The organism is Pedobacter sp. GW822-FHT03F06, from assembly GCF_058801365.1.
Map to the genome: position 1 here is coordinate 322,179 of NZ_JBXANE010000006.1, position 22,629 is coordinate 344,807.

The window sequence follows — 22,629 nt, forward strand, 5'->3', positions numbered from 1 at the left end:
ATATTAAAAAATGTTTTCATTTCGAATCATTTCAATTGTTAATGATTTATTAATATTAAACTCGCAACTTATGCCAATTAATTGATAACGAATGATTAATGCAAGTGATTTTGGCCAGAATTTTTTGTGGGGTGTGGCTACTGCTGCGGCTCAAATAGAAGGCACAGCCACCCAATATGGTAAAGGGCTTTCCATTTGGGATACCTTTACCGCAAAAAATGGAAAAATAAAAAAGAACCACAAATTAGATCCTGCTTGCGATTTTTATCACCGATATACTGAAGATATAGCTTTAGTTAAACTGCTCGGCTTTAAAGTTTTTAGATTTTCTATTGCCTGGTCGCGCATTTTACCTGCAGGTAGGGGAGAGATTAACCAGGAAGGCATCCGTTTTTACCACAATCTTATTGATGAATGTTTAACCCATGGAATAACACCCTACATAACGCTTTACCATTGGGATTTGCCACAGGCACTCGAAGATGAGGGCGGCTGGACAAGCTTTAGCATTAACGCTGCCTTTAATGCTTTTGTAAGCATCTGTGCCTTAGAATTTGGCGATAAGGTAAAAAACTGGATCGTATTGAATGAGCCTTTTGGTTATACTTCTTTGGGCTATATGTTAGGCGTTCATGCCCCGGGGAAAACAGGATTAGGGAATTTCTTTTCAGCAGTATTACATACAGCACTGGCCCAGGCAGATGGGGGCAAGATTTTACGCGCAGAAATTAGCAAGGCTAATATTGGCACTACTTTCTCCTGTTCGGAAGTAATCCCAAGTACCCAGAGTGATAGTGATATTCTTGCTGCAAAGCGGGTTGATTGCCTAATGAACCGTCTTTTTGTAGAACCTACACAGGGCATGGGTTTTCCTACTGCCAATTGGGATGTGTTAGAGAAATTTCAGATCGAATATGGTACCTGGCGGCTTCACGAACGGATGAAATTCGATTTTGACTTTATCGGTCTTCAAAATTATTTTCCTTTGGTGGTTAAGTATAACGCCTTTATTCCGGTTATTCAGGCCTGGGAAGTAAAAGCCAAAAGCAGGAAAAGGCCTCATACCGCAATGGGCTGGGAGGTAAATGCTGATAGTTTTTACAACATCGTGAAACAGTTTGCTGCTTACCCAAATATCAAAAATATCATAATCACAGAGAATGGTGCAGCATATCATGATAAATTGAGCAACGGTAGGGTAGAAGACCCTGAGCGGATTGAATATTTTAAACTTTATTTAAATGCACTGCTAAAGCTCAAAAAGGAGGGCATAAACATAACTGGTTATATGGCCTGGACATTAATGGATAATTTTGAATGGGCAGAGGGCTTTACGGCAAGGTTTGGGTTAATTTATAATGATTTTAAAACTCAGGAACGTACCATTAAAGATTCCGGATATTGGTGGAAAGAATTCCTGAAAAAATAGACAAAGAAACATCGTCATCGTTTGTAACGAGGACGGAGGAGAAAGGCGATTTGATCGCCGTATTTTCTCATTGTTGCATCACAATGCAAATCTCGCTAATCCTCGTTGCAAACGAGGACTATTTTAGTAAACAAATTCTTATGTTTGGTTGATGAACGATAGAACAGTAGTTTACAGCACCTATTACAATCCGATGGAAGCCAATATTATTAAAGCTAAATTGGAAGATAGTGGATTTGCCTGTTTCCTGGCGGATGAAAATGTTGCAACTTTAAATCCGCTTTACAATCAGGCCATTGGCGGTGTAAAACTCATTGTTTTTGAAAGAGATGTAGAAGCCATTAATGCTTTACTCGCTGAAGACAATAGTTTGGCTTTTGAATCATCAGATGAAATTGTTGAGGAAGAAGAATCAGCGGAAGATAAAACAGTTTGTGAAAAATGTGGATCTACCAATGTGGGTTATGGAATGGCTACCGATAAAAAATATAGTATTTGGGCAACTATACTTGCCTTTTTAACCCTAACTACGCCTATTAAGGCCAATAAATGTTATCATTGCTATGATTGCGGTTACGAGTTTGAATAATACAAAGCTCGTCATTGCGAACGAAGCAGGGGCTTTTGTGATGGTGTGAAGCAATCTAATTATAAAAGCCTTTTCTTGAAGCGCAGGACCAGTAGCTACTGTTAAAGTTTGTTCCCGTTCTCCGCTGTATCCTTACGCTGCGCTTCAGGGATGCCGCTACGCCGGGGGCTAGAAAGCTCATTTCCTGCAAGGAAGGCAAAGTCTTCCCTCATAGCAATTCAGGGAATCTTTGTGTGAAAAGTACCTCTGTCTCTGCCATCTAAACCCGATATACGCGAATGCTGGTTTTTTCAACCGGCAGCAGCATTAGCGGGACTAACCCCAGCCTAAGACCTACTGCAACTGCTTTCCAAAGAAATAAGAGCCAACTAATATAAACCTACATTTTTTTGAAGCGTAAGGCCAGCGGCAGCTATTAAGGTTTGTTCCCGTTCTCCGCTGTATCCTTACGCTTCGCTTCAGGGATGCCGCTACGCCCGGGGCTAGAAAGTTCTTTTACTGCAAATAAAGCAAAGCTCCCCTCATGGCAATCCAGGGAATCTTTGTGTGAAAAGTATCTCTGTCTCTGCCGTCTAAACCCGATATACGCGAATGCTGGTTTTTTCAACCAGCAGCAGCATTAGCGGGACTAACCCCAACCTAGGAACTACTGCAACTGCTTTCCAAAAGAATAAAGAGGTTAACCCTAAATGATAGATTTGTCATCATGTCCAAAGGAGTCCTTTGGACAATGTGACAGATTAGAAAAACAGACATCACATTTTAAGCGGTAGAATAAAAAATCCCGTTCTGATTTAACAAAACGGGATTGATATGATGTTCATTCAGACTTTGGACTTCAGTCTACTTAAAGCGCTGCCTTAGCCGCTGCTTCAGCGCGGATAATATTTAGTGCGCCGCCAGCTTTAAACCACTCAATTTGTTGAGCGTTATAACTGTGGTTAACCGGGAATTGCTCCTGGGTGCCATCAGCATGGTGTAATACTAAGGTTAATGGTTTATCTGGAGCAAATTCTGTTAAGCCTAAGATATCGATGGTATCATCTTCCAAAATTTTGTCATAATCATCTTTATCTGCAAAGGTTAAACCTAACATACCTTGTTTTTTCAGGTTAGTTTCGTGGATACGGGCAAAAGATTTTACCAATACAGCACGAACACCTAAATGGCGAGGTTCCATAGCGGCATGTTCACGTGATGAACCTTCGCCATAGTTTTCGTCACCAACAACAATAGAGCCTAAGCCTGCAGCTTTATAATCGCGTTGTGTTGCAGGAACAGGGCCGTATTCGCCAGTTAATTCATTTTTAACATTATCTGTTTTATCGTTGAAATAGTTAACTGCACCAATGAGCATGTTGTTAGAAATGTTATCTAAGTGACCACGGAATTTTAACCATGGACCAGCCATTGAGATATGATCTGTTGTACATTTACCTTTGGCTTTGATTAAAAGTTTTAAACCTTTTAAGTCGGTACCTTCCCAAGGGGTAAATGGATCTAACAATTGTAAACGGTGTGAAGTTGGAGAAACCAAAACCTGAACGGATGAACCATCAGCTGCCGGTGCCTGATAACCTGCATCTTCTACAGCGAAACCTTTTGTTGGCAATTCAAAACCGGTAGGTGGATCTAATTTCACCTGTTCGCCTTTATCGTTTGTTAAGGTATCGGTTAACGGGTTAAAGCCTAAATTACCTGAAATTGCAATGGCAGCAACCATTTCTGGTGAAGCCACGAAAGCGAAAGTATTAGGGTTGCCATCAGCGCGTTTCGCAAAGTTTCTGTTAAACGAGTGTACGATTGTATTTTTCTCTGCTTTCTCTGCACCTGTACGGTCCCACATCCCAATACATGGTCCGCAGGCATTGGTGAAGATCGTAGCATCTAAATCTTCGAAAGTTTTTAGGAAACCATCGCGGTTTGCGGTATAACGTACCTGCTCAGAACCTGGATTGATACCGAAAGCCGATTTGGTTACCAAACCTTTTGCAATGGCCTGGTTTGCAATTGAAGCTGCTCTTGATAAATCTTCGTAAGAAGAGTTGGTACAAGAACCGATTAAACCCCATTCTACTTTTAATGGCCAGCCGTTTTTTTCTGCCTCCACTTTCATCTGGGAAACCGGAGTGGCTAAATCTGGTGTAAACGGACCGTTTAAATATGGTTCTAAAGTATCCAGATCGATCTCAATAACCTGATCGAAATAGTTTTCCGGGTCAGCATAAACTTCAGCATCGCCTGTTAAATATTCCTTTATTTTATTGGCTTCATCAGCAACTTCATTTCTACCCGTAGCACGTAAATAACGTTCCATACTTTCGTCATAACCAAAAGTAGAGGTGGTTGCACCAATCTCGGCGCCCATGTTACAAATGGTGCCTTTACCTGTACAGCTCATTGAAGTGGCGCCATCGCCAAAATATTCTACAATTGCTCCTGTACCACCTTTTACCGTAAGGATGCCTGCAACTTTAAGAATCACATCTTTAGCAGCAGTCCAGCCGTTTAATTTACCTGTTAACTTAACGCCGATTAACTTAGGGAATTTAAGCTCCCAAGGTAAACCCGCCATTACATCGCAGGCATCAGCACCACCAACCCCTATAGCCACCATACCCAAGCCGCCTGCATTCACGGTATGCGAGTCGGTTCCGATCATCATTCCACCTGGGAAAGCATAATTCTCTAAAACTACCTGGTGAATAATACCGGCACCCGGTTTCCAAAAACCGATACCGTATTTGTTCGATACAGAAGATAAAAAATCAAAAACTTCGGCACTTTCGGTTTTAGCATGCGGTAAATCTATTGCAGCACCTTCTTTAGCCGTAATTAAGTGATCACAGTGAACCGTAGAAGGCACAGCCACTTGTGGGCGGCCAGCCTGCATAAATTGCAATAATGCCATTTGAGCTGTTGCATCCTGCATCGCAACGCGATCTGGTGCAAAGTCTACGTAGTCAGAGCCACGTTTAAACGCCGTTTTAGGATCTCCATCCCAAAGGTGTGTATACAATATTTTTTCAGATAATGTTAAAGGTCTGCCAACCACTTTACGCGCAGCCTCAACGCGGCTGCCAAAGTTTGCATAAACCTTTTTAATCATGTCTATATCAAAAGCCATACTTTATTTTTTTTTAAAATTATTGTCAATAACAACACAAACTAAATTAAACAATTTTTAATATACTTATTTTTAAGATTTGTCAAATTATGTTATTTAAAACCATTCTATTCAATTTTAGTGTAAATAAAAAGGCCATCCGATTATCGAACAGCCTTTGTGCTTTGATTAACAAAAAATATGTTTATTTGTTTCTTATTGTTTTGTAGAAATAGGTGTAAATTTGGTTAAGTTGATACCTTCTACCGCTACTTTATATTCCTCAATGCTTGGAATGCGACCTAAAATAGCAGAAAGAACCACTACCGGTGTAGACGCCAATAAAGACTCTCCCTTTTTACCATCTTTATCTTCTACCACACGGCCCTGGAATAAACGGGTTGAGGTAGCCATTACCGTATCGCCTTTAGCCGCTTTCTCCTGGTTACCCATACAAAGGTTACAGCCCGGGCGTTCTAGGTACATAATGTTCTCATATTCGGTACGCGCTGCAGCTTTAGGTAAAGCATCGCTAAACTCAAATCCGGAGTATTTTTGCAGGTATTCCCAATCGCCTTCTGCTTTCAGTTCGTCGATGATATTGTAAGTAGGGGCCGCAACCACTAATGGAGCTTTGAACTCTACTTTACCGGTTAATGTCTCTACGTTTTTCAACATCTGAGAAACGATTTTCAAATCGTCTTTGTGTACCATACAAGAACCTACGAAACCAAGGTCTACTTTTTTATCGCCACCGTAGAAAGTTAAGTCTCTGATGGTATCATGCGTATAACGTTTAGAAACATCAGCGTTGTTTACATCCGGATCGGCAATCATTGGCTCGTTGATGATATCCAGGTCGATAACTACTTCTGCATAGTATTTGGCATTATCATCTGGCATCAAAGCTGGCTTGATACCCGTTTTAATTTCTTCAATGCGTTTGTTTGCTTTGTTGATCAAACCTTGTAAAACCTGGTTATGGTTGTCCATACCTTTGTCTATCATGATCTGAATACGGTTTTTAGCAATTTCTAACGATTGGATTAAAGTATCATCTTGCGAAATACAGATAGATGCTTTTGCTTTCATCTCAGCTGTCCAGTCTGTAAAGGTAAAAGCCTGATCAGCTAATAAAGTACCAATGTGTACCTCGATGATACGGCCCTGGAATACGTTTTCGCCATCAAACTGTTGCAACATTTGTAATTGTGTTGCATGAACTACATCACGGAAATCCATGTGTTCTTTCATCTGACCTTTGAATGTTACTTTTACTGATTCAGGGATTGGCATAGAAGCCTCACCAGTTGCCAATGCTAATGCCACGGTACCAGAATCTGCACCGAAAGCTACACCTTTAGACATACGTGTGTGCGAATCACCACCGATAATAATTGCCCACTCATCAATAGTGATGTCGTTCAATACCTTATGAATAACATCGGTCATTGAATGATATTGGCCTTTAGGGTCGCGGGCAGTAATCACACCGAAGTCGTTCATGAATTTCATCAGTTTAGGGATGTTTGCCTGTGCTTTTTTGTCCCAAACAGATGCGGTATGACAACCTGATTGATAAGCACCATCAACAATTGGAGAAATCACGGTAGCAGCCATTGCTTCTAATTCCTGAGCGGTCATCAAACCTGTTGTATCCTGAGAACCTACAATGTTTACTTCTACACGAACGTCAGAACCGGCATGTAAAACCTTGCCCTGTGTTAAACCTACTGCATTTCTATTGAAGATTTTTTCTACAGCCGTTAAACCTTGCCCTTCAATAGATACCTCTTTAGCAGGGGCGAATACCAACGAAGGTTCGATAGCTAAAGTTTTAGCTGCAAAAGTTTGGATTTTTTTACCAAAAACGATAGCGTAAGAACCACCGGCTTTGATAAATTCCATTTTCTGCGGTGTTAACGCTTTTGAAATGTCGATCAACTCTTGATCTCCATTGTACAATTTTTTAGTTTTTGTATTAATGGTAAGTACGGTACCCGTTTCTATGGAATAAACTTGCTCTAAAACCGGCTCGTCATTTTCGTTACGGATAACATTGCCATTTTCATCTGTTTTCTTTACCCAGTTTTTAAGGTCGATACCAATACCGCCTGTTACATCAACTGTTGTTAAGAAAATTGGAGAAATACCATTGGTACCACCTACAATTGGAGCGATGTTTACAAATGGAATATAAGGGCTAGATTTTTTACCTGTCCAAAGTGCCACATTGTTTACCCCCGACATACGTGAAGAACCTACACCCATGGTACCTTTTTCAGCTACCAGCATTACACTTTTATCAGGGTGTTGCGCTTGCAATGCTTTAATTTCCTCCTGAGCCTCTGGGGTAATCATACATTTGCCATGCAATTCGCGGTCTGAACGAGAGTGCGCCTGGTTACCTGGCGACAATAAATCTGTAGAAATATCGCCAATACCGGCGATAAAAGTTACCACTTTAATTTCTTCTGCTACTTCAGGGAGTTTGGTGAAAAATTCGGCCCTGGCATAACTTTCTAATATTTCTTTAGCAATGACATTGCCATTGTTATAAGCTTCTTTTAAACGATCGGTATCTGCGTCGTATAAGAAAACCTGTGTTTTAAGTACATCTGCGGCTTTATGGGCTTTATCGCCATTATCTGCTAAAGCGATGTCTAACAAAACTTTGATAGAAGATCCACCCTTCATGTGCGATAACAATTCGAAAGCAAAATCAGGTGTGATTTCGGCAACGATCGTTCCGCCTAAAATAATTTCTTTTAAAAACTCTGCTTTTACACTGGCAGCTCCGGTAGTGCCCGGCAAGGTGTTGTATATGAAAAAATTAACAGCATCTGCTCTGTTAAAATTATTTACATTTTTAATTTGATCGATGATTTCACTCAATAATTCTGCTCCATCAATAGGTTTGGGATGAAGACCTTGAGCTTTTCTGTCTTCAATCTCCTGGATATAATCGTTATAAATACTCATCTTAGCTATTTTATTCTTTTTATTATAAGATTGTGCAACAAAATGTACACCCGCTTTTTACAAAAAAGAATACTGTTTTTGTATATTAATTTGCGTTTACTGAGCCAATAGGACCCAGTTTTTTGGTTAAAACAAAAATAGCAAAAAACAACCCTTAAACGCAATTTAGGCAGGCGATTAAACAATTTGGAATTATTCTAAACAACGAAAAAAAAGGGGGAATTAAAGGGCGTAAAAACACATAAATTATGGCTGTTTTATACTATTGGGAAGTGTTTTATGTGTGCCTCTTATAAGTTAAAATCTCCATTCTTACCAGCTTATACTATAATCATCACACTGAATTCATTTCAGGGTCTATCTGGCAGGAAAGATGAGGCGGTGCCTTAAATATAGAATTGTCATCCTGAGCCTGTCGAAGGACCTGTTTAAATATCTCGAAAGGCGTTTTGACAAGCTCTCCGTAGGAGTCCTTGGGACAACGTGACAAATTCGAATGGAATTACAAATGTTATACAGTCTGATGACGATCGCGTTAAGAAAAAGAGGCTAAAAACTGTTCGTTACAAATAATGTTAATCGGGCAGCTGTTAGTTAGATATATAAACCATAGAATCTAATACCTGGATTAACCGTTCGTTATCGGACAGATTTGTGCGGTTTTGAACAGTTATTTATTTTACGTCGTGTTAATTTATTGATTTTCAGTTTATTGGGTTTCATTTAGAGCCTTGGCACAAGATTAGCTTAAGGCTAAAGCGTTGAAAATGTAAAACCTTTTTCAGTAAAATAAGCCAATACTTTAGGAAGTGCGTAAGATAAACGGTCGAATGCTTTTAAACTATCATGAAATACAATTATAGAACCATTTTCGGTATGTTTAATCACATTTTGATAACATTTTTCGGGCGAAAGCTGAGTGTCGAAATCGCCGCTGAGTACATCCCACATTACGATGTTCAGTCCTGAGTCGATAGTCTTTAGTCCTAAGTCAGATTTTTGATTTTGGAATACGGACTTCAGACTTTTAATCTGGCTCTTCCTAATCCTGCCGTAGGGTGGACGAAACAGATTTGTTTGTGTAAGTTCCTGGCATTTTAGTGTATTTTGAAGATAGGTTTCATTATCGGTTTTCCAGCCTTTTAAATGATTGAAAGTATGGTTGCCAATGGCATGTCCGTCGTTTTTTACACGTTCAAAAACTTCGGGGTGTTTTACAATATTATCGCCGATGCAAAAAAATGTAGCTTTAGCATTAAAGACTTTTAAAGTTTTTAATACAAAATCTGTAACATTGGGTATAGGTCCATCGTCAAAGGTCAAATAAATAACTTTTTCGGTGCGGGATTTATTCCATAATAGTGATGGATAATACCATTTTAGCAGAAGCGGTGATTTGATCAGGTACATTTTAGCGGTAAAGTTACTAAATGCCTGTACAGATTGAAATTATTAAAGTTGTTTATATAGATTTGAAACAAATTATGAAGATGTTTACCAAGAAGAAGTTAGTTACCGGTTTTGCTTTTGTTATCGCGCTCAGTTTTGCCAATAAGGCTAATGCTCAACAAATTTTAACCATCCAACAGGCAGTAGATAATACCCTTAAAAATAATTTACAGATCAAACAGGCTGCATTTAGTGCAGCTTTAAGCAATGAAACGCTAAGTCAATCTAAAAATGCGCTTTTACCAACGCTTAACGGATCAGCAAGTTATAATAAAAACTTCGGTCGTAGCATCGATCCATCAACCAATCAGTTTATTTCACAGCAATTCTCGTCAGCCAATGGTAGCTTAAGTGCAAGTGCCGATCTTTTTAATGGCTTTCAGAAAATAAACCAGATCAGACAGAACAAACTTTTGCTTGCTGCCGATCAAACCAATGTAGAGAAAATCAAAAACGATTTAATTTTGCAGGTGGTAACCTCATACATGCAGATTTTGTATAATAAAGACTTACTGGCGGCTTCGCAACAACAGTTGGATGTGGCTAAACAGACCTTAAAAAGGGAACAGGCTTTGTTAGATGCCGGTAATAAAACCTTAGCCGATATTTCGCAGGCGAAATCGCAGGTGGCCACTGCAGAGTTGAATACTACAAATGCTCAAAATACATTATCGGTATCTTACTTAACTTTAAATCAATTGATGGAAATGCAACCAGAAAACAGGTTTGAGGTAAAGGCACCGGTTATTGCAGAAAACTATTCTTTACAGAACAGTTATGATATCAATACCATTTTCACCAGTGCGGTAACCAGTTTCCCGGATGTTAAATTAGCATCGTTAAGAACAGAAGCTGCCTTAAGGGGAATTAGTGTTGCAAAATCGTCTTATTACCCAAGACTTTCAATCGGAGCTGGTTTAGGATCTAATTTTTCAAGCGGCAGAAGTAAGGTTGTTTCAATTACCCCAAACGGATTTTCTGAAATTGGAAGAACCTTAACCACTAACGAATCTGTTGTTGCACCAGACTTTGTAACTGTTTTAGGGAAACAAGCTTTCGGTTCGCAGATAGAAGATAACTTTAACCAATATGTTGGATTAAATCTTTCTATTCCTATTTTTAATGGTTTCCAGGCGAGAACAAATGTTAGAAAAGCAAAAATTAACTATCAGAATACACAGGTACAGGAACAACTTACCAAGAATAATTTAAGCAAGGTAATCTCTCAGGCTGTGTATGATCTAAAGGCCGCAGAAAGTCGTTATTCATCAACTCAGAATGCATTTCAGGCGCAAAAAGATGCCTTTTATGTAATTGAGCAGCGTTATAATGTTGGTTTAGTAAATTCTTTAGATTATAGCACCGCTCAAACCAATAGAAATAAAGCGGAGATAGATTTTATACAGGCTAAATATGATCTTTTATTCAGGGCAAAAGTAATTGATTATTACCTGGGCAAACAGATTGTTTTTTAAAAAAAACTAAAGCAGAAAGTATTAAAAGCTTTCAACTTTAAAACATTACAAATTTTAATACAAACAAACGAAATACAATAAATTATGAAACTGAAGCATATTATTATTACCGTAGTTGCTATTGTAGCCCTTCTAGTGATATTAAAACTGGCCGGAGTTATTGGTGGTAGTAAGACCGAAAAAGTAACTACAGAAAAAGCATCAGATAAAACTGTTGTAGAAACAGTAACCGCAAGTGGTAAAATACAGCCAGAAACAGAAGTTAAATTAAGCTCTGAGGTATCGGGAGAGGTAGTAGAATTAAAGGTAAAAGAAGGTGATATTGTTAAAGCCGGTCAATTGCTTTGTAAGGTACGTCCGGATGTTTTGCAATCGGGTTATGAAAGAACAGTTGCCAGCTTTAATGCGCAAAAAGCGAGTGTAGCTTCAGCTCAACAACAATTGGTACAAAACCAGGCTAACTTTGTAAACGCAGAGGCAACTTATAAACGTAATGTTGAACTGTTTAATAAAAAAGTAATTTCTGCATCCGAATTTGATGCAGCTAAAGCAGCGTATTTAACCGCCAAAGCAAATTTAGCCAGTGCGAAAGAGGGGGTAGTAGGTGCTAAATTTACTTTAGAACAAACAGGGGCAAATGTTAAAGAAGCTGGTGCAAACTTAGCAAAAACAACAATTTATGCGCCTGTTGATGGGGTAGTTTCAAAATTGTCAATCGAATTGGGAGATCGTATTTTAGGAACTTCGCAAATGGCAGGTACAGAAATTATGCGTATCTCTAACCTGTCGTCAATGGAAGTTAATGTTGACGTTAACGAAAACGACATTACCCGTGTTAAAGTTGGCGATAAAGCTTCGATTGAGGTTGACGCTTTCTCAGATAAAAAATTTAGAGGTGTAGTAACCGAAATCGCAAGTTCATCAACAGCTGTTGGTACTGCGGTGTCTACTTCAGTAGATCAGGTAACCAATTTCTCTGTAAAAATTAGAATTAATGAAGAACTAGCGGGTAAACAACAATCTATTTTCCGCCCGGGCATGTCGGCTACAGTTGATATCGAAAGCGAATCGTTAACAGGTTTAGCTATTCCAATTCAGGCTGTATTTACCGATAACGGTAAATCTGCTGATGTTGGTCAAAACCAGGGTAACCAGGAAAATACGGATAAACAGAAATCTAAATTAACCGATAAAAAAGTGAAGCAGTATATTTATGCTTACGATGCCAAAACTAAAAAGGTTAAAAAGACCGAGGTAACCACCGGAATCCAAAATGACCAGTTTATTATTGTCAAATCTGGTGTTAAAACTGGCCAGGAAATTGTTACCGGCCCTTATTCTGCCATCCAAAATAAATTAAAAGACGGAATGATTGTAGAAAAAACATCTAAAGACCAATTGTTTAGCAAAGACGCTAAGAAGTAGACTATATTTAACAACAATAAATAATTAAATTGTCCCGGTTTAAAATATTAAACCGGGATTTTTATTTTATAAATATGGTACCTAAAATAGCGATGATAGGGGGCGGAAGCTGGGCGACTGCCATTGTGAAAATGCTTGCAGATAATTTAGCTGAAAAGGAAATTTTTTGGTGGATGCGCAACGAGGCAGCCATAGCGCACATTAAAAAATTTAAACATAACCCTAATTATATTAGTTCTGTTGAGATTAAACTTACTCAGGAAGACCATATTTCTTCAGATATCAACTCCATCATAAAATCTGCAGAATTTATAATTCTAAATGTTCCAGCAGCATTTTTAAAAAATACTTTAACTTCCATCACTGCCGAAGATTTAAAGGGCAAAAAAATCATTTCAGCTATAAAAGGCATCGTACCCGAAGATAATCTGATTATCGGCGAATTTTTGCACGAAAATTATAATATCCCATATGATGATATTTTGGTGGTTAGCGGACCATGCCATGCCGAGGAAGTAGCTTTAGAAAAATTATCATACCTTACTATAGCCTGTACCGATGTAGAAAAGGCATCAACTTTCGCTTCATTTTTAAACACCCGTTACATTAAAACAAATGTGTCAGACGATATTTTCGGGACGGAATATGCTGCGGTTTTAAAAAATATTTATGCTGTAGCCAGTGGTATTTGCCATGGCATTGGTTATGGCGATAATTTTCAGGCGGTGTTGATCAGCAACGCCATCCGTGAGATTAAACGCTTTGTTGATGCCGTTCATCCCATCAATAGGGATATTATGGAATCGGCATATCTTGGCGATTTGTTGGTTACGGCCTATTCGCAGTTCAGCCGCAACCGTACTTTTGGTAACATGGTAGGGAAAGGTTATACCGTAAAATCTGCCCAATTGGAGATGAATATGGTTGCCGAAGGTTATTATGCCGTTAAGTGTATGCATATTAAAAACCAGGCGTATAATGTAGATATGCCAATTTGCAAGGCGGTGCACAGTATTATTTACGAAAACCGTTCGCCGCATATCGAAATGAAATTGCTGGCCGAGAAATTAAATTAGTGTCACCCTGAGGGATAATTTATTGTATAAAAATCAATATACATTCCAGGAGAATTTAAAACAATAAATTTCCCCAGATTATCGTCATTGCGAGAAGGCTTTTTCAGCCGACGAAGCAATCTTAAAACGATCGCTACTAGCGTGCGCATTAAGATTGCTTCGTCGTACCTCCTCGCAATGACGACTTTTCTATATGAATCTGTCAATGGTAGCGTAGTCAGAGGGTATCCATTTAATTTATCAGGCTCCGGAAGTCTTCGACTACGCTCTCCACAGGAGTCCTTTGGACAGACTGGCAACCGCTCTACTTAAATTTGTCGCGAGCTTCATGTTTCCTTGCAGGACCATGATATTTAGCCCCGGGCGCAGCGGCATCCCTAAAGCGCAGCGAAAGGATACAGCGGAGAACGGGAACAAACTTTAATCGTTGCTCCGAACCTTGCGCTCCAAAAAAAAACAATTTAAATCTTTTGAAAAGCAGGTTTGGTGCTTTTCGGTTCGGGCAGTCCTTCTTTTCGCTATTATCTTTTTGTGATGGTTAGTGAGGGATATTTGTGTGGGTACAACAAAAAGGATAACCGCTTCAATAAGGTTTATTGAACGAAGGACTGTGCAAGAAATACAGGCATCTTTTTAGCCTCGGTGTCACCCTGAGCGTAGTCGAAGGATACGCATTTTATTTATAGTGTAACAGAAATAAAACAAATCTTATAATCAACTGTTATTCTCTAAATAAAAATATAGCTGTCATGAAAAGAAAATTAGTAATGGGTTTATTAACGCTGGCCTTATTTGGAGGTGCAGCCTTAACCGTAAATGCTCAGGAAAAGAAAAAAACTGAAGTTGGTAAAGCATTAGATCATACCGGAAAAGCAATTAGTAAAGGTGCTAAATCTGTAGGTAATAAAACTGCCGAAGTAGCAGTAAAAGGCAGTTCGAAAGTTGCTGATAAAACCTGGAAAGGTAAAATGGCACCAGATGGATCTGATGTTTATATTAATGCAAAAAATGAAAAATATTATGTAAACTCGAAAGGGGCTAAAATCTGGTTAAAACCTAGTCAGATTAAAAACAGACCTGTAGATAAGAAATAATAGTAAATATACGATCATAGAGAAGTCCAGTTTTCAAAACCGGACTTCTCCTTTATAGGCAATACTGAGGTTTGTTTTATACTATCGTTCCGTACAGGTCGAAATCTTCGGCCCTGTCGATTTTCACATTTACAAAGCTTCCGTTAGCGGCATAACCTGTAGCTGCATCAATTAAAACTTCGTTATCAACCTCGGGCGAGTCAAATTCGGTTCTTCCAACAAAGAAATCACCTTCTTTTTTATCTATGAGCACCTTGAAGGTTTTGCCTACTTTTTCTTGATTAATATCGAACGAAATGCCCTGTTGAATTTCCATAATATCATCTACACGTTGTTGTTTTACTTCGTCCGGAATATCATCAACTAAGGTATGTGCATGTGTTTTTTCTTCATGCGAATAGGTAAAGCAACCCAAACGATCGAATTTGGTTTCGGCAACCCATTCCTTCATTTCTTCAAAATCGTGTTCGGTTTCACCAGGGTAGCCACAAATTAAAGTAGTACGCATGGCGATGTTTGGTACCTTATCTCTAATTTGGTTCACTAAATCGATGGTTTTTTGTTTGGTGGTACCACGGCGCATCGATTTTAGCATATTGTCTGTAATGTGCTGTAATGGCATATCCAGGTATTTGCAGATATTATCGCGCTCGTTCATGGCATCTAAAATTTCCATTGGGAAGCCCGAAGGGTAAGCGTATTGCAAACGGATCCATTCGATTCCGGGAACATCCGATAAACGACGCATCAACTCATCTAACTTGCGCACGCCATAAAGGTCTAACCCGTAATAGGTAAGGTCCTGAGCAATTAAAATCAGTTCTTTTGTGCCGTTTTTAGCTAGTATTTTAGCCTCGTTAACCAATTCTTCCATTGGTTTGCTCAAGTGTTTGCCACGCATTAAAGGGATGGCACAAAAAGAGCAAGGACGGTTACAGCCTTCAGCAATTTTGAAATAAGCGAAATGAGAAGGGGTGGTTAGCAAACGCTCGCCAATCAGTTCGTGCTTGTAATTCGCACCCAACTCATGTAATATATTTTGTAAATCGTTAGTGCCGAAAAAGGCATCAACATTGGTAATTTCTGATTCCAGTTCGGGTTTGTAGCGTTCTGATAAACAACCTGTAACCACTACTTTGCCAATTTTACCGGCTTCCTTTAGTTCGCTGAACTGTAGAATGGTATCGATTGATTCTTGTTTAGCATTATCGATAAAACCGCAGGTGTTAATTACAACGATATCATCTTTGCCCATCTTGTCTGATTCGTGCACAACATTTAAGTTGTTGCCACGCAGCTGGCCCATCAATACTTCCGAATCGTATATGTTTTTTGAACAACCTAATGTAATTACATTAATCTTGGGTTGTTTAATTGCGCTTTTACTTCTTACTATTTTGGTATTCATATTATATGTGATTTCACCGATTATCAAATGATTTAGGCGATAATCTTTTTTATCGATTAATTGATTATGAGATAATTGCCTCTGTTTTTTTGCTAAACAGATAACCGTTTTACTTCGCAACTTGTGTTGCCAAAGTTAATCAATAATCCTGTTTTAATTTTGCTGGCTTTTAAGTATGATATAAGTTGACTTTGAAACAACTTAGGTTGGTACCCTGTTACTGATTTTAATTCTACAATTACTTTATCCTCAACAAAGAGGTCGCATCTAAATTTTCCAATAATTATATGCTCAAATACAACATTAAATTCTTTTTCTGCGACGTAATTTAAACCTGCCTGTTGGAGTTTAATCTTTAAGGCATTCACATAGATTTTCTCCAAAAAGCCTGGGCCTAACTGATTATGAACTTCATAGCAACAGCCTATAATGGTTTGTGTTAAGGTGTCTTTTTCATATTCGATCATATATAAATCTATGAAATGCACTAATCGGCGTAATCACTTAAATCGGTGGAATCAACCACGAAGTGTTACTTAAACAAACTGTTCACAAACTCTTTCTTATCAAAAAGCTGTAAGTCGCCAATTTTTTCTCCTACACCAATATATTTAACAGGAATCCTGAACTGATCTGAAATTCCGATTACGACACCGCCTTTTGCCGTTCCGTCTAATTTTGTAATGGCCAATGCATTAACATCAGTAGCTTCGGTAAACTGTTTGCACTGTTCAAAGGCATTTTGTCCGGTCGAGGCATCCAATACCAATAAAATTTCGTGCGGTGCACCTGGCACTACCTTTTGCATCACCTGTTTAATTTTACCCAACTCGTTCATCAAACCGATTTTGTTGTGTAAACGTCCGGCAGTATCAATAATCACTACATCTTCGTTGTTAGCAACAGCCGATTGTAAGGTATCGAACGCAACTGAAGCAGGATCAGAACCCATGGCCTGTGCCACAACCCTCACGCCAACACGTTCGCCCCAGAGTTTAATCTGGTCAACGGCCGCAGCTCTAAAGGTATCGGCCGCACCTAATACTACCTTAAGTCCCGATTCCTTAAGTTTATGGGCCAGCTTTCCGATGGTCGTGGTTTTACCCACACCATTTACGCCAACCACCATAATTACATAAGGTTTATGATCGCCGTATTCGAACTGGCGAAAATCGTTACTGTTGTTTTCAGATAAAAGCAACTGGATCTCGTCGCGGAGAATAAAGTTAAGCTCAGAAGTGTTTAGATATTTATCTTTGGCAACACGTTCTTCAATACGTTTGATAATTTTTAATGTAGTACTTACGCCTACATCAGAAGTTACCAAAACTTCTTCCAGATTATCGAGTACTTCATCATCAACAGAAGATTTTCCTGCTACAGCTTTGGTAATTTTATTAAAGAAACCGTCTTTAGTTTTCTCTAAACCTTTATCCAGCGCTTCCTGAGCTTCAGGTGCAGTTTCTTTCTTTTTGAAAAAATCGAATAAACCCATTAGTTATTTTTATGTTTTTTTAAGAAATCGGTAGGTGTTTGTGCCGGTATTTTACTGCCTGTGAAATCCTTTGTATTCCTGGTTATAATAAGATCAATCTGATTTAGTTCTGCAGCAGCATTTTGTACTGCATCTTCAAAATCTGAAAAATTAGAGTGGATTGCGAAGATGATCGTATCTTTATTAATGCCAAGAATATTTATCGTACTTATAAGCGTAAGAAGAATATCTATTGTTTTGGCGTGACCTATATTTTTTTTGCAGATGTAATATATATCAGTAAAAGTTGAGGCCAAAATGAATCCATTTATATTTATGTCATCAACTTTGTTCAGTGCCTTGAAAGAATCCTCAAAGAAAGGATGCCTTTTAAGACTTATATCTATAAAAATATTGGTGTCAAATAGAATGTTCATTTACTTATGCTTGTCCATAAGATAGTCGTATTTAGCCTTATCTGGATCAATTCCCTCCAATACTCCCGAAAATTTGTCAAGAAAATCTTTCATCTTTTTTTTTGGCACATTTTGAATCACTTCATCCAAAATAATCACTTCAACTTCTTTATTTTTTATATCAAATCCGTCAGGAACAACAATAGTTCCGTTTTCAGAAACTTTTGCTTTAAACTTATACGCTTCCATGGTTGTGCTTTTTTCAAAGATAATCAATTTTTCCTAACGTAATTTTCACTAACAAAAAAAGCCCTTCCGGTTAAAACGGAACGGCCTTTAATATTTTTAATATTAAAAAATATTAACCTTATTTAGATGCAATAGCATCTTTTACGTGGTCGTTGTGTACGATAAGTTCTTTGAATGAGTAAGCACCGGTTTTTGGTGATTTTACCATTGTAATTACTTTCGAATATTCTTTACCTGTACCTGTTTTAAGGGTTGCAACTACTTTCTTTGCCATGTTCTTATAATTTTAAATGATTGAATGATAGAAGGATTGAATGAGCGGTTAACCCCTCAACCTTAAGCCTTTTACCTTCAGCCTTATTTAATCTCTTTGTGTACGGTTACTTTTCTCAATACCGGATTGAATTTTTTCAATTCTAATCTCTCAGTAGTGTTTTTACGGTTTTTGGTAGAAATATATCTAGACATACCTGGCATGCCACTTTCTTTATGTTCAGTACATTCTAAAATAACCTGAACTCTGTTACCTTTTTTTGCCATTTTAATATAAATTGAAAACTGTTAATCTCAACAGTTAATGTTTTTTACAAAAATCCTTTTTTTACGAAACGGTTAATTGCTTCGCTAATACCCACTTTATTGATGGTTTTAATCGCTGAAGTAGAAACTTTCAACGTAATCCAACGGTTTTCTTCAGGAATATAAAATTTCTGAAGTTGTAGGTTTGGGTAAAATTTGCGTTTGGTTTTAACGTTTGAGTGAGAAACGTTGTTACCTACCATTGCTTTTTTTCCTGTTAAATCACAAACTCTTGACATGACTTGTAAATATAGTTGTTAATATCGTCCGCTTAATTTTTTTAAGAGTGTGCAAATATCTGAATAATAATTGTAAACAGCAATAGTACAGCTAAATATTTTTTGTAATTAATATTTATAGGCTGAAAAGGTTTATGCAGTGTTTGTTCATCACGAATATTAAATACTTCATATGCAACATCTATTTAAAATAAATATTTCTGATCAAACGTTTGATATTCATTTTGATACGATTAGACTATTTTTCCTTATTATTATTTATTTAAATTAGCCCCACTAATCCAAAATATAGAAACGAGCAATGCAAATTACATCTTTTAAGCAATACGAAGAAGATTATAAGAAAAGCGTAGAAAACCCTGAGCAGTTTTGGGGCGAAGTAGCGCAAAACTTTCAATGGCGTAAGCCTTGGTTCAAAGTATTATCCTGGAACTTCAACGAACCAAATATCAAGTGGTTCGAAGGCGCTAAACTTAATATTACCGAAAATTGTTTAGATCGGCACTTGGCTACCAATGGCGATAAACCTGCTATTGTTTGGGAACCTAATAATCCTGAAGAAGAAAGTGTTACTTATACCTATAAAATGTTGCACGAACGCGTTTGCCGTTTTGCCAACGTTTTAAAACGTAACGGCGCAAAAAAAGGCGACCGTATTTGTATCTATATGCCTATGGTGCCCGAACTGGCTATTGCTGTTTTGGCCTGTGCCAGGATTGGTGCCGTTCACTCCGTTATTTTTGGTGGATTTTCTGCTAAATCTATTGCCGACAGGATTAACGATTCGCAATGTAAAGTGGTGATTACGGCTGATGGTTCTTATCGTGGCAACAAACAGATTCCTTTAAAAGATGTAATTGACGATGCCTTAATTGGTTGCCCAACTGTTGAAAAATGTATCGTGTTAACCCATATCCGTACACCTGTTTCGATGTTGAAAGGCAGGGATGTGTGGTGGGAAGATGAGGTTAAACACGTAAATGATATTTGTGAAGCAGAAGAAATGGATGCAGAGGATATGCTCTTTATCCTTTATACTTCTGGTTCTACCGGAAAACCTAAAGGTGTGGTGCATACCTGTGGTGGTTATATGGTTTATGCGGGTTATACTTTTTCGAATGTATTTAATTATCAGCCTGGCGAAGTTTATTTCTGTACAGCCGATATTGGCTGGATTACCGGTCACTCTTATATTGTTTACGGACCGCTTTCACAAGGGGCAACATCTGTATTGTTCGAAGGAATCCCAACATACCCAACGCCTTCTCGCTTTTGGGATATTGTAGAAAAACATAAAGTAAATACCTTATATACTGCTCCAACGGCCATCCGCTCATTAATGAGTTATGGAGAAGAGCCATTAAACGGCAAAGATTTAAGCTCAATCCGCGTTTTAGGCTCGGTAGGAGAGCCGATTAACGAAGAAGCATGGCATTGGTTCGATGAGAAAATCGGACACGGTAAAGCGCCTATTGTTGATACCTGGTGGCAAACGGAAACAGGAGGCATTATGATTTCGCCTATTGCTACGGTAACACCAACCAAACCTAGTTTTGCTACGCTGCCATTGCCGGGTATCCAACCGATTTTGGTAGACGAAAATGGTAATGAAATTGAAGGAAATGGGGTGATGGGAAATCTTTGTATCAAATTCCCTTGGCCGGGCATGTTGCGTACAACTTATGGCGATCACGAACGCTGCAAACAGACTTATTTCTCTACTTACGAGAATTTATATTTTACTGGCGACGGCTGTTTACGTGATGAAGATGGTTATTATCGGATCACAGGTCGTGTGGATGATGTATTAAATGTTTCTGGACATAGAATTGGTACCGCAGAGGTAGAAAATGCGATTAACATGCACGCTGGTGTGGTAGAAAGTGCAGTTGTGGGTTATCCGCACGATGTAAAAGGTCAGGGCATTTACGCTTTTGTAATCTACCCTGAAATGCATGGCGAGGCAGAATTGTCTAAAAGAGATATCTTACAAACAGTTACCCGTGTAATTGGTGCGATAGCCAAGCCTGATAAAATATTGTTTGTTTCTGGTTTGCCAAAAACGCGTTCGGGCAAAATTATGCGTAGAATTCTGCGCAAAATTGCCGAAGGAGATACCAGTAATTTAGGCGATACTTCTACGCTGCTTGATCCGGGAGTGGTAGAAGAGATAATATCGGCCGCGAAGAAACTTTAAATCCTAAGTGCCAGATACAAAAATGCCCCGAAATTTCGGGGCATTTTTGTTAATATGTTGTTTTAATAACCTGGGTTTTGAACTAGGTTTTTGTTGGCATCAATTTCCCTTTGTGGAATTGGGAAAACTAATCTGGTAGAATTCCAGGGTAAGCTACCAATATTGGTTTGCGTTCTTTTTGCATCATGTAATGAAAAGCCTTCAAAAGCAAATTCCAGTTTTCTTTCATTTAGAATATTTGCCAGGGTAGCGGTTAGTGTTGTTAAGCCAGCCCTGCTTCTAACGGTGCTTAAATCCTGTAGTGGTGTAACACCTCCAATAGGAGCAGCCGGAGCTAAGCGAACATTGCATTCTGCTCTGATTAAATACATTTCTGCAAGCCTGATTACGGGAACATTTCCGAATTGATTTCCAAATTTCGCCGTAAAAATATCGTCATCATCGTAAAAGGCATTAGCCCTATCGTCGCCTGTGCTATAAGTTGCGTCAATCCAATCTTGCGAAATTACAGCATCTCCGCGGCCACCAAATGTTGATGAACCATAAAATTCATTAAAACCGTTAAATCCGGTTAAAGTTGTTACCTGCATAGCGAAAACATCTTCTGTCGAATTTTCTCCGGGTTTTGCAGGTTTTCCACTTTCTGGCATTTTAGGAAAAGCATCAAGGTAGGCCCCTGTTAACTGATAATTTCCTGAAGTAATTACCCGGTTTGCGGCAGAAGCGGCAGCACTATAATTGCCCATTTGTAAATACAACCTGGCTAACATTGCTGCAGCCGAAGATTTAGTGGCAAAGAAACTATTAGTTGCAGGTAATTTAGCTTCAGCATCGGTTAAATCAGCTATGGCCTGATTATAAACCGCCGCTACTGTAGCCCTGCTTACATAACTTGATTCGTTTACAATGTTAGTCGGGCTTAATACGATCGGTACCCCCAGGTTTGTACTTGCCGAACCATCGTTGTAGGCTTTTCCAAATAACCTAACCAACTCAAAATAGGCTGCACCCCTAATAAATTTGGCTTCACCTTCAACCCTGCTCTTTTTAGCAGCATCTACTTTATCTATAGCTGCAATAACATTATTGGCATCATTAATTGCGGTATAGCCTGATGCCCAAACGTTATCAACAAAAGTATTTGTTTTTAGTAACGACTTGTTTATTGCCTGCGTTAGTTCTTCATATGTGCCGAACCATTCAATGGCATCGGTATTCGCTAAGAAATCAGCTATCAAAAACGAACGGCCACCGAAAAAATTACGGCTGCCAAGATCTGAATAGGCTCCAATTAGCGCTCCTTCAACATCTTTAGAGGTAAGCAAAGCATTTTTTTGCTCAATGGTATCAACAGGATTTACATCTAGTGCCTTTTTGCATGATGATAAAGCCATCAAAAACAGGCAAGCAAATATGATATTATTTATATATGTCTTTTTCAT

Annotated in this window: 19 protein-coding genes; 7 read left to right on the top strand and 12 right to left on the bottom strand. The window is 38.5% G+C overall.

From position 1 onward, the window contains the following. Positions 1 to 91: 91 nt before the first annotated feature. Positions 92 to 1,429 (top strand): GH1 family beta-glucosidase, encoded by a 1,338-nt coding sequence (locus AC1RJ8_RS12955; RefSeq protein WP_492953999.1) that lies wholly within the window; start codon positions 92 to 94, stop codon positions 1,427 to 1,429. 151 nt (positions 1,430 to 1,580) lie between these two features. Then, complete coding sequence (locus AC1RJ8_RS12960) at positions 1,581 to 2,018, top strand: putative signal transducing protein (protein ID WP_492953998.1); 438 nt, start codon at positions 1,581 to 1,583, stop codon at positions 2,016 to 2,018. Positions 2,019 to 2,865: 847 nt separating this feature from the next. Here AC1RJ8_RS12960 and AC1RJ8_RS12965 read toward each other — a convergent pair. The 3 genes from AC1RJ8_RS12965 to AC1RJ8_RS12975 form a co-directional block, all read right to left on the bottom strand. Continuing rightward, a complete protein-coding gene (locus AC1RJ8_RS12965; RefSeq protein WP_492953997.1) occupies positions 2,866 to 5,145 on the bottom strand; it encodes an aconitate hydratase in 2,280 nt (759 codons plus the stop codon). Positions 5,146 to 5,340: 195 nt separating this feature from the next. Next, positions 5,341 to 8,106: a bifunctional aconitate hydratase 2/2-methylisocitrate dehydratase gene (locus AC1RJ8_RS12970; RefSeq protein WP_492953996.1), complete on the bottom strand. Its 2,766-nt coding sequence runs from the start codon at positions 8,104 to 8,106 to the stop codon at positions 5,341 to 5,343. Positions 8,107 to 8,859: 753 nt separating this feature from the next. Beyond that, complete coding sequence (locus AC1RJ8_RS12975; RefSeq protein ID WP_492953995.1) at positions 8,860 to 9,516, bottom strand: polysaccharide deacetylase family protein; 657 nt, start codon at positions 9,514 to 9,516, stop codon at positions 8,860 to 8,862. Positions 9,517 to 9,536: 20 nt separating this feature from the next. Between AC1RJ8_RS12975 and AC1RJ8_RS12980 the strand changes: the two genes are divergently transcribed. The 4 genes from AC1RJ8_RS12980 (at position 9,537) to AC1RJ8_RS12995 (ending at position 14,625) form a co-directional block, all read left to right on the top strand. Next, positions 9,537 to 11,030 (top strand): TolC family protein, encoded by a 1,494-nt coding sequence (locus AC1RJ8_RS12980; RefSeq protein ID WP_492953994.1) that lies wholly within the window; start codon positions 9,537 to 9,539, stop codon positions 11,028 to 11,030. Between the two features lie 84 nt (positions 11,031 to 11,114). Further along, complete coding sequence (locus tag AC1RJ8_RS12985) at positions 11,115 to 12,455, top strand: efflux RND transporter periplasmic adaptor subunit (protein WP_492953993.1); 1,341 nt, start codon at positions 11,115 to 11,117, stop codon at positions 12,453 to 12,455. A 74-nt stretch (positions 12,456 to 12,529) separates the two neighbouring features. Continuing rightward, positions 12,530 to 13,531, top strand: coding sequence for an NAD(P)H-dependent glycerol-3-phosphate dehydrogenase (locus AC1RJ8_RS12990; RefSeq protein WP_492953992.1), 1,002 nt, complete (start codon positions 12,530 to 12,532; stop codon positions 13,529 to 13,531). 749 nt (positions 13,532 to 14,280) lie between these two features. Beyond that, complete coding sequence (locus AC1RJ8_RS12995) at positions 14,281 to 14,625, top strand: hypothetical protein (RefSeq protein WP_492953991.1); 345 nt, start codon at positions 14,281 to 14,283, stop codon at positions 14,623 to 14,625. Between the two features lie 76 nt (positions 14,626 to 14,701). Here the strand turns inward: AC1RJ8_RS12995 and rimO are convergent, their stop codons facing one another. The 8 genes from rimO to rpmB form a co-directional block, all read right to left on the bottom strand. Then, entirely contained in the window at positions 14,702 to 16,033 is a 1,332-nt protein-coding gene (gene rimO / locus AC1RJ8_RS13000; RefSeq protein ID WP_492953990.1) for a 30S ribosomal protein S12 methylthiotransferase RimO, read from the bottom strand. A 92-nt stretch (positions 16,034 to 16,125) separates the two neighbouring features. Then, complete coding sequence (locus AC1RJ8_RS13005; protein ID WP_477610094.1) at positions 16,126 to 16,500, bottom strand: GxxExxY protein; 375 nt, start codon at positions 16,498 to 16,500, stop codon at positions 16,126 to 16,128. A 65-nt stretch (positions 16,501 to 16,565) separates the two neighbouring features. Then, positions 16,566 to 17,528 (bottom strand): signal recognition particle-docking protein FtsY, encoded by a 963-nt coding sequence (ftsY, locus tag AC1RJ8_RS13010; RefSeq protein WP_029276206.1) that lies wholly within the window; start codon positions 17,526 to 17,528, stop codon positions 16,566 to 16,568. Next, positions 17,528 to 17,944, bottom strand: a complete 417-nt coding sequence (locus tag AC1RJ8_RS13015; RefSeq protein WP_426325902.1) for a type II toxin-antitoxin system VapC family toxin — start codon at positions 17,942 to 17,944, stop codon at positions 17,528 to 17,530. The genes ftsY and AC1RJ8_RS13015 overlap by 1 nt, the downstream gene beginning before the upstream one ends. Further along, entirely contained in the window at positions 17,945 to 18,172 is a 228-nt protein-coding gene (locus tag AC1RJ8_RS13020; RefSeq protein ID WP_492953989.1) for a hypothetical protein, read from the bottom strand. A 118-nt stretch (positions 18,173 to 18,290) separates the two neighbouring features. Beyond that, the gene (locus AC1RJ8_RS13025; protein WP_010599808.1) at positions 18,291 to 18,446 is read right to left on the bottom strand and encodes a DUF4295 domain-containing protein; all 156 of its coding nucleotides are present in this window, start codon (positions 18,444 to 18,446) and stop codon (positions 18,291 to 18,293) included. Positions 18,447 to 18,529: 83 nt separating this feature from the next. Continuing rightward, positions 18,530 to 18,712 (bottom strand): 50S ribosomal protein L33, encoded by a 183-nt coding sequence (rpmG, locus tag AC1RJ8_RS13030; protein ID WP_010599807.1) that lies wholly within the window; start codon positions 18,710 to 18,712, stop codon positions 18,530 to 18,532. A gap of 44 nt (positions 18,713 to 18,756) precedes the next feature. After that, on the bottom strand, positions 18,757 to 18,990 hold the full coding sequence (rpmB, locus tag AC1RJ8_RS13035; RefSeq protein ID WP_025145121.1) for a 50S ribosomal protein L28: 234 nt from the start codon (positions 18,988 to 18,990) through the stop codon (positions 18,757 to 18,759). 301 nt (positions 18,991 to 19,291) lie between these two features. On the opposite strand from rpmB, the gene acs reads away from it, so the two are divergent. Continuing rightward, the gene (acs, locus tag AC1RJ8_RS13040; RefSeq protein ID WP_492953988.1) at positions 19,292 to 21,187 is read left to right on the top strand and encodes an acetate--CoA ligase; all 1,896 of its coding nucleotides are present in this window, start codon (positions 19,292 to 19,294) and stop codon (positions 21,185 to 21,187) included. Between the two features lie 62 nt (positions 21,188 to 21,249). Here the strand turns inward: acs and AC1RJ8_RS13045 are convergent, their stop codons facing one another. Next, positions 21,250 to 22,629 carry a RagB/SusD family nutrient uptake outer membrane protein gene (locus tag AC1RJ8_RS13045; protein WP_492953987.1) on the bottom strand — a complete coding sequence of 460 codons (1,380 nt, stop codon included), beginning with the start codon at positions 22,627 to 22,629 and terminating at the stop codon, positions 21,250 to 21,252.

Excerpts from the sequence above, each read along its gene's own strand:
- rpmB (WP_025145121.1), bottom strand. The coding sequence starts at position 18,990 with ATGTCAAGAGTTTGTGATTTAACAGGAAAAAAAGCAATGGTAGGTAAC.
- AC1RJ8_RS12965 (WP_492953997.1), bottom strand. The coding sequence starts at position 5,145 with ATGGCTTTTGATATAGACATGATTAAAAAGGTTTATGCAAACTTTGGC.
- AC1RJ8_RS13005 (WP_477610094.1), bottom strand. The coding sequence starts at position 16,500 with ATGATCGAATATGAAAAAGACACCTTAACACAAACCATTATAGGCTGT.
- AC1RJ8_RS13025 (WP_010599808.1), bottom strand. The coding sequence starts at position 18,446 with ATGGCAAAGAAAGTAGTTGCAACCCTTAAAACAGGTACAGGTAAAGAA.
- AC1RJ8_RS12975 (WP_492953995.1), bottom strand. The coding sequence starts at position 9,516 with ATGTACCTGATCAAATCACCGCTTCTGCTAAAATGGTATTATCCATCA.
- rimO (WP_492953990.1), bottom strand. The coding sequence starts at position 16,033 with ATGAATACCAAAATAGTAAGAAGTAAAAGCGCAATTAAACAACCCAAG.
- AC1RJ8_RS13045 (WP_492953987.1), bottom strand. The coding sequence starts at position 22,629 with ATGAAAAAGACATATATAAATAATATCATATTTGCTTGCCTGTTTTTG.
- AC1RJ8_RS12960 (WP_492953998.1), top strand. The coding sequence starts at position 1,581 with ATGAACGATAGAACAGTAGTTTACAGCACCTATTACAATCCGATGGAA.
- AC1RJ8_RS13020 (WP_492953989.1), bottom strand. The coding sequence starts at position 18,172 with ATGGAAGCGTATAAGTTTAAAGCAAAAGTTTCTGAAAACGGAACTATT.
- AC1RJ8_RS12985 (WP_492953993.1), top strand. The coding sequence starts at position 11,115 with ATGAAACTGAAGCATATTATTATTACCGTAGTTGCTATTGTAGCCCTT.
- AC1RJ8_RS12995 (WP_492953991.1), top strand. The coding sequence starts at position 14,281 with ATGAAAAGAAAATTAGTAATGGGTTTATTAACGCTGGCCTTATTTGGA.
- AC1RJ8_RS12970 (WP_492953996.1), bottom strand. The coding sequence starts at position 8,106 with ATGAGTATTTATAACGATTATATCCAGGAGATTGAAGACAGAAAAGCT.
- AC1RJ8_RS12955 (WP_492953999.1), top strand. The coding sequence starts at position 92 with ATGATTAATGCAAGTGATTTTGGCCAGAATTTTTTGTGGGGTGTGGCT.
- rpmG (WP_010599807.1), bottom strand. The coding sequence starts at position 18,712 with ATGGCAAAAAAAGGTAACAGAGTTCAGGTTATTTTAGAATGTACTGAA.
- AC1RJ8_RS13015 (WP_426325902.1), bottom strand. The coding sequence starts at position 17,944 with ATGAACATTCTATTTGACACCAATATTTTTATAGATATAAGTCTTAAA.
- AC1RJ8_RS12990 (WP_492953992.1), top strand. The coding sequence starts at position 12,530 with ATGGTACCTAAAATAGCGATGATAGGGGGCGGAAGCTGGGCGACTGCC.
- acs (WP_492953988.1), top strand. The coding sequence starts at position 19,292 with ATGCAAATTACATCTTTTAAGCAATACGAAGAAGATTATAAGAAAAGC.
- ftsY (WP_029276206.1), bottom strand. The coding sequence starts at position 17,528 with ATGGGTTTATTCGATTTTTTCAAAAAGAAAGAAACTGCACCTGAAGCT.
- AC1RJ8_RS12980 (WP_492953994.1), top strand. The coding sequence starts at position 9,537 with ATGCCTGTACAGATTGAAATTATTAAAGTTGTTTATATAGATTTGAAA.